At 37.7% G+C, this 9,128-nt stretch carries 9 protein-coding genes and 1 pseudogene; 2 read left to right on the top strand and 8 right to left on the bottom strand.

Going from position 1 to position 9,128, the window contains the following annotated elements; genetic code table 11:
• Positions 1–323 precede the first annotated feature (323 nt).
• From J7E77_RS29910 to J7E77_RS29885, 6 genes are all read right to left on the bottom strand, one after another.
• Positions 324–527, bottom strand: a complete 204-nt coding sequence (locus J7E77_RS29910) for a hypothetical protein (RefSeq protein WP_214719215.1) — start codon at positions 525–527, stop codon at positions 324–326.
• Between the two features lie 171 nt (positions 528–698).
• On the bottom strand, positions 699–1,268 hold the full coding sequence (locus J7E77_RS29905; protein ID WP_214719213.1) for a recombinase family protein: 570 nt from the start codon (positions 1,266–1,268) through the stop codon (positions 699–701).
• Positions 1,269–1,770: 502 nt separating this feature from the next.
• Entirely contained in the window at positions 1,771–2,403 is a 633-nt protein-coding gene (locus J7E77_RS29900) for a hypothetical protein (RefSeq protein ID WP_214719211.1), read from the bottom strand.
• 303 nt (positions 2,404–2,706) lie between these two features.
• A complete protein-coding gene (locus J7E77_RS29895; RefSeq protein ID WP_214719209.1) occupies positions 2,707–3,240 on the bottom strand; it encodes a DUF2569 family protein in 534 nt (177 codons plus the stop codon).
• Positions 3,241–3,315: 75 nt separating this feature from the next.
• Positions 3,316–3,510 (bottom strand): hypothetical protein, encoded by a 195-nt coding sequence (locus J7E77_RS29890; RefSeq protein ID WP_214719207.1) that lies wholly within the window; start codon positions 3,508–3,510, stop codon positions 3,316–3,318.
• Between the two features lie 105 nt (positions 3,511–3,615).
• Positions 3,616–3,936 (bottom strand): hypothetical protein, encoded by a 321-nt coding sequence (locus J7E77_RS29885; protein WP_214719205.1) that lies wholly within the window; start codon positions 3,934–3,936, stop codon positions 3,616–3,618.
• Positions 3,937–4,063: 127 nt separating this feature from the next.
• Here J7E77_RS29885 and J7E77_RS29880 point away from each other — a divergent pair, with 127 nt between their 5' ends.
• The gene (locus tag J7E77_RS29880; protein WP_308160857.1) at positions 4,064–5,608 is read left to right on the top strand and encodes a recombinase family protein; all 1,545 of its coding nucleotides are present in this window, start codon (positions 4,064–4,066) and stop codon (positions 5,606–5,608) included.
• Between the two features lie 71 nt (positions 5,609–5,679).
• Positions 5,680–6,579, top strand: a pseudogene (locus J7E77_RS29875) (nucleobase:cation symporter-2 family protein); the annotation flags it as partial.
• A 380-nt stretch (positions 6,580–6,959) separates the two neighbouring features.
• Here the strand turns inward: J7E77_RS29875 and J7E77_RS29870 are convergent.
• Together J7E77_RS29870 and J7E77_RS29865 are read right to left on the bottom strand one after the other, a co-directional pair.
• Complete coding sequence (locus J7E77_RS29870) at positions 6,960–7,688, bottom strand: metal-binding protein ZinT (RefSeq protein WP_214719203.1); 729 nt, start codon at positions 7,686–7,688, stop codon at positions 6,960–6,962.
• A gap of 440 nt (positions 7,689–8,128) precedes the next feature.
• The coding region (locus J7E77_RS29865; protein WP_214719201.1) for a reverse transcriptase domain-containing protein at positions 8,129–9,128 on the bottom strand (1,000 nt) is incomplete at its 5' end.

Raw genomic sequence — 9,128 nt, 5'->3', positions numbered from 1 at the left:
CTGAAGTTTTTCAGTGGCCTCTTACTATTATACTGGATTTTTTTCTATTTGCTAGATGGTTACACTAAATATTTCCATAGCTAAAGCTATTTGCTTACACTTTTTTTCTGTTCACATATCGAGTTCAAAAATACTATTTATCAATTGTAAGTCCTTGATGAGACGGCAGCGGCGGCGTGCCATGGGGTCGCAGATTTGCTGCATGTTAAACGTATTGTTGCTCGCTGTAGCTTTGTTCTCCCTTCCTTATGGATTGCCTTTACGATGTTCTCTCGAAGCCCTACGAAGCTTTCTAACGCTGCTGTGAACGATTGAGAGCGAGCCTAAATAGATTGATTGCGATAGTCTTCGCTCTGTTCTCTCGTTGTTGTTCTCGCTGCTACTTCGATAACTACGATAGATACAATGATTAGCGAAAGGATAGCTGCCCCCTGCCGCACCTGTATAGCCTGTGTATGCGCCTGTTTGCTGTAGAATAGGAATACTGCACGCTGCGAAGTATATGCACATATAGACCTACTTGTCAACACCCCCTAACAAAGCGCATTAGATAGCCGTTTAGAGCGTTCTAGCCGCCTTCTAGCGAGCCTATAGAAGTGTGCTGCCGTGAAGCCCTGATGCGCCTTATATTACGCCCTGTGCCGTAGTGTATAGCTGTATATGAGCCTATAAAAAAAGAGCGCTTCTATAGCGCCCTGTTAAGCTTCTCTCTTTAGTTCTCGCTTCTGTATCTCCCTGTATAAAATCGACTTACCTACGCCTGTACTGTCTTCGATTTGCTTAATAGTCATTTCGCCCTTCTTCCATAAGTTAAGCGCATGCTCTAGCTTTCCTTTTGCGATTCCCTTGCGCCCTAACTTAACGCCTTTACTCTTAGCGTTCGCTATACCTGCTGTGCGCTTCTCTGCTAATAGCTCTCGCTCGTTCTCTGCCAGTGCGGATAGTATCGTTAAAAAGAGCTTGCCGTTCCTGTGCGTTGCTTCTATGCCTAGCTCGATTATGAATAGCGTTATATTTCGCTCTTGCAGATCTTCGACTAATTGTAGTAGCTGCTGCGTATTCCGTCCTAAGCGGTCTACACGGGTAACTATGATAGTGTCGCCTTCTTTAACGTCCGCTAGTAGCTGCTCTAACTTTGGACGCTTGAAAGTAGCGCCAGTCATTTTCTCTTCGATAATGTGGTCGCATTTTCTAGCTTGTAGCTGTTGTATTTGCGTGTCTAAGTTTTGCTCTTTAGTCGATACCCTTGCATAGCCGTAAATTGTCATTATGTTTATTCCCCTTTTCGTATCTCATTTCCCTTATTTTATCATAACATTTAGGGAATGAATAACGGGAATATACAAAGCTAGTAAAATCAACGAAAAAAATATGTTCCCGTTTATTATACTTTTTGGGAATATGATCATTGGCTTCTATCAACTAATTAAATATTAATTTTCAAAAATAATGCATCATCCCCCCTGAGTTTTGGCGACTGCTCTGGCAGAAAGCGGCAGTGCATGTAAACCCCCTATTCTAATATTCGTAAACTATCGTAAACACATTTAATCAAGTGAAATTACTTTACAGTTACAACCGCAGCCTTTTCGCTGTCCCTTCGCAATTGAAGATAGTTTACATTGGTGAACATGCATTTACATTGAAAATAAAAAGAGCGCCTAGTATAGCGCCCTACACAATTATTTAAATAAGTCGATACCTGATGTCCTGCTTGATATAGTAACATAATAAGTTTTTTTAAAAATAACCTATCAAAAGTAAAGCTTTTCACCTGAGTCTTTCAAATTTAATAATTTGGTTACAAGTATCAGGATATCTTGCCGCAGCCTTCTTTAAATATTCCTCAGCGGCTCTCCTAACACAAATTAATGATAATGTTTGACATCTTTCTTCGACTCTACTCTTAAATGCATCAAAGAGGTCGTCATCATTAGGAACCGTTATACTTCCTGCCATTTTTGCTATAAATTGTCCATTTGTTTCTGCTACCTCATATGTACATACTGTATTAGATAGGTCATTCTTTTTAATTCGAATATCTACTAGTTCTGGAGTAGAATTATTACAACAACCAATATAAATCGCACATTTAGCATCAGCATGTATTTCTACATTTACTATATGTTCATAGACATATTGATAGGCTAACTTGTACAACTTAGAAAGTTCACAATCATTTTCATCCAAAAATTGAAGAAAGCTACTTATAAAACCAGGGTCTAAACGACCTGAGACACTAACTAGTTTATCATTTATTTTATAAATCTTTTCAGCGTCTTCATTTCTACCGATTTCAGTTAAGTTTTTATCTAAGTTGATTTCTAGGGAATCAGAGCCCATTAAAATAAAAGGAACTTCGCCAGTATTCGGTCTTGCTGCAATAGCAATTAGAACAGTCATATTATTACTCCCTTCGGAACTTATCGCATATATGTTAATTTACGTGCTAATATTGGAAAGGTTTCACAAAAGATGGTTAATCTTAAAAACCTGAAGATATCTCTTTAACTGCTTAGTTTATTGAAGCTATTTTCCTATTGACTATGGACGTAGTACTAACGAAGCTCTTCGTTAAATCCTCGCTCGGTCATGCGAAGCCACTCTTAGTATGTACTTACGTATTCTTTGTACTCTTCTCGTAACGATCGGGCGATTTAGGTAAGTACTAAGAAGTAGATTAGCCTTAAATATTTTCTTGTAAACCTAATTATCACTTGTAATCTTTTTCTTAATTAGATTATATTCTTCTTCGGTTATCTTAACATATTTCTTCCTTTCTATATTTTGAATAAATGTTTCTTTTACTCTCTCAGAACGATATAAATATAATCCCCATATTATTGTCCAAATCAAACAAATTAAAGTGTACTGGAAATAATATAAAATGTTCCCTACTAAAACAGATGAGAATTCTAAAGAATGAACTAGAATGAGTAGTGTAAAGTTTAAATATGTATAAGCTCTTGGAAATTCTTTATGTTTCTTAAAGAACAAAAATATTAAAAAAATGTGAATAATAACGGCAATGGTAAAGAGTGTAAGCGGAAAATAATTAAGAAAAAACTCTTTATTTGCTTCCTCTGTAGAAGTGTTATAGACTTCCTCTTTAAAGTTGAAATCTTTTGCGTATCTAAATATCGCTATTAATCCCCATATTTCAAGACATAATCCAGAAATCATTTGAAAAGCCAATATTATTAACCAACCCCCAATAGGTCGTCCTTGGTTTTGCTCCATGTAATTAATAACTCCTCTCTGTTATATTCTTTATAACCTTTATGCGAAGTATAAGCGCTGTTCGCTGCTTCTCTATTACTTATCGGTATTCGATTGTTTACGTAGCTTCTCGAATATTTCTTTAGTCCCTTCGTAGCCGCATGTAGTGCAAACATAATCGCTTGTCTGAGCACTATAATAATATTCCTTAACTATTTGTGGGTGCGAGCAAGACTTATCTCCTTCCTCTTTCCATTCTTCCTGTAGTTCTCTAGCTTTACTATTTTGCATAATTCTTCCTCCTTTATATTTATTTATATCTATTATACAATCATTTTCTAATGCGTATATAACAAAAAAAGAGACGCTAGCTTAATAGCTGCGCCCTGTATCGTTCTATAAAAATCCTATCTTTAAGTCTATCGGCTTCGGTTCGATTGTATGCCCTACGTAGTGTGCGATTAGTGCGTCTTTGTAACGCATATACTTGTCTGCTAGTTCTGTGCGTGCTGCGTAGCACTCTTCTGTCGTGCCGCCCTTAGCCTTCACTACGTAGAATATGCGCTGAGCTTCGTTGTAAAGCTTCCTAAGCTCCTTAGCGCTCGGGTTACTAAGGTCGTAGCCTTCCATGTTAGCGCTTCGGTAGTCTTTAGCGTACTTTGCTACGTTCTCGTCGGCTACGATAAATAATTCGCCTTTACCTAAAAACATTTGCATATGTTCTCACCTCCTAGAAAGATAGGCGCAAGCTGCCGCAGTTATTGGCATAGAGTCGCCGTTGACGGTCTTACGCAATTACTTTATACTTGCGGTAGTACCGATAACAGAAAGGAATTGATAAACAGTGACGACGAAATTAAACGATAAAAATATAATGATTGCAGCATACTTGCGTAAGTCCCGTGAAGACAAAGACACCGAAGACACTCTTCGTAAGCACCGTGAACAATTGCAAGAATACCTTGATCGGAACGGGTTCAAAAATGTTATATGGTTCGAAGAAATCGGATCGGGGGAGTCTATCGAAGGGCGTCCCGTCTTCTCTGCATTGTTACCTAGAATCGAAGCAGGCGAATTTGACGCCGTTCTATGCGTCCATATTGACCGATTATCTAGGGGAAGTCAGACCGAATCGGGAATGATTCAAGAAGCGTTTGAGGAAAGCGGAACAATCTTGTTGACACTTGAAAAAGTATATGATTTCACCAACGAAGCCGATTTAATGTTATCTGAATTTCAAGGGACAATTTCACGGAATGAACTGCGGTCAATTAAACGCCGCCTTCGTGATGGAAAGAAAAAAGCGGTTCAAGACGGGCGTCCTCATTCGGGAAATCCCCCCTATGGTTACAAGTGGGATAGAAATACAAAAACATGTAAAATTGACGAACAAAAATCGAAAATCTATCGTTTATTGATTCAGTGGTATCTTGAAGAAGGTTTGTCTGGCGCATTGATAGCAGACCGTCTAAACGAAATGAAAGTTCCCACGGCAAGCTCTAAGGGGCGTTGGCACGGGGAAGTCGTTACCGAACTTCTTGCGCATGATTTTCACCGTGGATTCGTTGTGTATGGAAAATATAAATCTGAGAAAAGAATCGTTGACGGCGAAAAGAAGTACGTCGTTAAGAGGAATAAAGACGCTGATAAAATTATTGTTGCCCGTGGGAATCACGAGCCGTTAAAAAGTGAAGAAGAACATGCAGCAATCACTAAACGTCTTGAGACGCTGCGCACTTATAACATGAAAGATCGTCAAGTTAGAAAGAATACTTATCGCCTTTCGGGTCTTGTCTATTGCCCTTATTGCGGCAAGTGTCAGAACGTAAACCAACCGAAAGGACGCCACGAACATTTGCGTAAATGCTTGAAGAAATCCACGACACGAAAGCCCGAATGTGACAATACGCAAGGTATCGCCGAATCTGTTGTTATGGAATTAATTCTCGACCATATGCGCCAATTTAAAGAAGAACTATTTGCGCCCAACAATGAACATCGAGAAGAAGCACAAAACAGTTTGAACGAAATTATTGAAATTCAACGTCAATCTATTGAAAAGTCTAAACGTAGAATTGTAAACGCAATGGAAATGCGTTTAGACGGCGATATAGACAAGACGAAATTCAAAGCAATCAAAGACAAAGAAGAAGCCGCTATTCGTCAAGCCGAAGCTAAGGCTGCGGAATTGAAGGCGTCAATCGGTTATTTAGATAAAGCGGAAGAACAGGCACGTCTTGAGCGTTGGTCTTCTGACGAAGTATCTCGGTTGTTGAATGGTGAAGACTTCGCAGCAAGTGAGACGAACGGTATTCTTCGCAAGCTTATCGAAAGAGTTCATTACTGGGTCAAAGGCGAAAAAGTAACGGTAGAAATCAAATACAAATAATCGGCGGAAATCCTTATTTGACGGGGCTTGCGCCTTCCTGTTCGCTTTGTTATAACTATGCTATAACACCTGTAACCATTATTGGGATTACACTTATCCCGGTGGCAATGAATAACATCGCAGGTGGTCAAGGAAGCCCTGATTTTGGAAGCCTATCAAATATCAGTTTAGCTTTCGGAACGTTGCTTTTTATCATCTTGCTTTATCGATTTACGAAAGGTTTTATTCGCTCGATCTCTATTCTACTTGGATTAATTGGTGGTACTCTTGCTGCTTCTATTATGGGGAAAGTCAATTTCTCAGCGGTAGCTGATGCATCATGGTTCCATATGGTGAAGCCATTTTATTTTGGTACACCTACTTTTGAATGGACCCCGATTCTTACTATGACTCTCGTAGCAATTGTGAGCATGGTAGAATCAACAGGTGTATATTTCGCTCTAAGTGATATCACAGGAAAAAAATTAAATGAAAAGGATTTATCAAGAGGATATCGTGCTGAAGGTCTCGCGAGTATAATCGGTGCTTTATTTAATGCTTTTCCATACACAACCTACTCGCAAAACGTGGGACTTGTTCAGCTTTCAGGTGTTAAAAGCAAAAACGTCATTTATACAATGGGCGGGATACTAGTATTTTTAGGGTTTATTCCTAAAATCGGGGCATTCACTACCGTTATTCCAACACCTGTTCTTGGTGGCGCAATGGTGGCAATGTTTGGAATGGTCATTGCTTACGGAATAAAAATGCTAGGAAATGTAGATTTTGCATCACAAGAAAATCTTCTGATCATTGCTTGTTCTGTCGGTATGGGAATGGGCGTAACTGCCGTACCAGATATGTTTTCCCACCTGCCAGAAGGCGTTAAAATCCTCACCAGCAGCGGGATCGTAACAGGAAGCCTTACTGCAATATTTCTAAACATTGTTTTCAATGTTTCAAAGTCAACAACGGAAATTAAGCAAGTTTAGCAAGTAAATAAGCATCAATGTGATGCTTAAATAACATCATATATCCAACATATTAATACCAAAAATACGTTGATACGTTGCCTACATTTTCTTAATAAAAAGTGTATTGAGGTGACGTAAATGAAAAGAAAAAGACTTACAAGTAGATCAGTAAATGAAGAAGAATCAAACAAAGTCAATTTTACTTTTGAACAGGCTTACGCATATTTTCTTTCCTCTAAGAAAGTTAAACCCCCTAATTATGAGGCTTAGCCTAGACCACTAAGCCCCCAATTTTGCCTTTGATCTTTTGATCAAGGGTCTTTTTTGGCATAAAAAAGAGTGACCGCTAAGCCACTCTAAGTAATTCTAATCTTGAATAGTTACTAAAATATCAAAAATTAATGTGCATTCATTTCTTCTGCGATTTCTTCTCCACTTAAATTAGAAAAATAATATGTCGGCCAATTGTCTAATTCATTTAAAAGAGTGACTTGATCTTCATCTCCAAAATAAATATGATAATGTTCAGCTTTTATTGGATAAATACTGTGATCACTAAATTGAACATGTTTTGGGACACCATCTGATACTCCAACTAAATCAAATAAATAACGAACGCCTCTATTTCCGGATTCATAAGTCAAAATTTCGTATCCATGATACTTATATTCGCCTGTTTTTACTTCTCCATTTTTATAAAATGTTATCGTATTATCTTTTATAACGATTCGTTCAATGTCTGTTTCATACCCAACTTTATAATATTCTTTGTACTCTGCAAAAGTTTTATCTTTCTTTGTTTCTACTTTTTTCTCTAAGACCTCATCTAAAGTTCCATCTAATAAGTATGGATAGACTGATTGCCAATCTCCTTCCCAATCTGATAATTCTCTATCTTCAACTTCGTCATCTTCAAATATCCCTGAATATATTTCTTTTTGCTTTTCATCATCGTGACTATGGTTATGATTGGTACTTTCTGTAGATTCAGAATTGTAATCAGAAGAAGCAGGTTCAGAATCAGAGGAAGCATTTTCGACAGGTGTTTCTACTTTTTCTTGACAGCCTGTTAGGATTATCCCTAATAAGAAAAACACAAGTATTGATTTGATAAGTTCCTTTTGCATAAATAAAATATCTCCCTTTCCTTTTTAATATTCAATGCAAATCGTAACAATTCCTATTTACACCTTTATGAATATACTATGTTTTAAATTTTCTGTCAATATAAAACGTAATGATTATGATTTGTATCTTAAAGTAACGGGATGTTTTAACTTAAGAAATGGTCGTTGCGGTAATCTTTTTCATCTTCAACTCTCGGGTCCTTTAATGGAAAAATAAACAAACAAAAAAAAGAGTGACCATTTCAGCCACTTATCAAGTGTAAACATCTGTTTTTGCAGACTTTGGTTGTTCTTATTGAAGTAGTCGAGTAGAAGAGAACCTCTCTACCTTTCGGTAGATTGTGTTCTCCCTCCGGGTAGAAAGGTCGCCCAATTGGCGACTCAAACCCCCACAGAACCCGGCGTGCGGATTTCCCGCACCGGGCTCTTCAGAAATTGCTTCACAGTTTCGCGTACATCTTTAATTCCGAAAACGGAATTGATAGTTTAGGACGCTCTAGAGGAAAAATCGACTTAATCTTATTGAACTTTTCCCACGTTATATAGCTCTTTTGGCTTCTACTACTTAACATTCTTCTCCAATAACGTTCCGTAATATTATAGATTTTTGTTATTGACCGAAGATTGCCAGCCATACCATAGTAATTGTAATGACCTCTAAGAATTTGATTTATCTTCTCAACTTGGTCTTTTATAGACCAATGTCTGATAGTACGAAGTACTTCTTGTATTTTATTTACACTCCGCTTAAATCTGGTCGTTTCGGTTTTCCTACCTACCATGAAATTACCCTTACGGTTTTTTGTACAATAATGTGTAAAACCTAGGAAGTAAATCGTTTCTAATTTCTTTCCTTTTTGCAGGGCATGTTTACTGGCAAACCGTCCAAACTCTACTAACCTAGTCTTATTAGGTTCAAGCTCTAATGAGAATTTCCTTAATCTTTTCACAAGGACTTTCCCAAACCTTATTGCATCTGAACGATATTGAAAACACACTACAAAATCATCGATATATCTTATTAGATATGACTCACCTTTGAGCCTTGGTTTTATTGCTTTCTCAAACCACAAATCCAATACATAGTGAAGATAAATGTTGCTTAACAGTACACTAATTGAACCACCTTGCGGTGTTCCTATTTTACTGACGTGAATATCCTTACCTTCCATTACACCTGCTTTTAACCATCTTTTAATCAGACTAATAATTCTAGGATCACCAATCCTATGTTGCACGAATTTTATTATCCAATCATGGTCTAAGGTTCCAAAGAAGTTCTTCAGGTCAGCTTCCAGTACCCAGCTAACTTTCTTCCCTGAAATAGTCTCATTAAGGTTAGCTAAGGCATTATGTGCTCCCCTATTTGGCCTACCCCCGTATGAACAATTTAGAAAGTCTTGTTCATAAATTGATGAAAGTGGATTGTCAACACTAAAC

The organism is Bacillus sp. ISL-77 (assembly GCF_018613105.1).
This window is presented reverse-complemented; position numbering and strand designations above follow the sequence as displayed.

Bases quoted from the DNA above. Each gene is read 5' to 3' on its own strand.
- J7E77_RS29885 (WP_214719205.1), bottom strand. From the start codon at position 3,936: ATGCAAATGTTTTTAGGTAAAGGCGAATTATTTATCGTAGCCGACGAG.
- J7E77_RS29890 (WP_214719207.1), bottom strand. From the start codon at position 3,510: ATGCAAAATAGTAAAGCTAGAGAACTACAGGAAGAATGGAAAGAGGAA.
- J7E77_RS29895 (WP_214719209.1), bottom strand. From the start codon at position 3,240: ATGGAGCAAAACCAAGGACGACCTATTGGGGGTTGGTTAATAATATTG.
- J7E77_RS29905 (WP_214719213.1), bottom strand. From the start codon at position 1,268: ATGACAATTTACGGCTATGCAAGGGTATCGACTAAAGAGCAAAACTTA.
- J7E77_RS29900 (WP_214719211.1), bottom strand. From the start codon at position 2,403: ATGACTGTTCTAATTGCTATTGCAGCAAGACCGAATACTGGCGAAGTT.
- J7E77_RS29870 (WP_214719203.1), bottom strand. From the start codon at position 7,688: ATGCAAAAGGAACTTATCAAATCAATACTTGTGTTTTTCTTATTAGGG.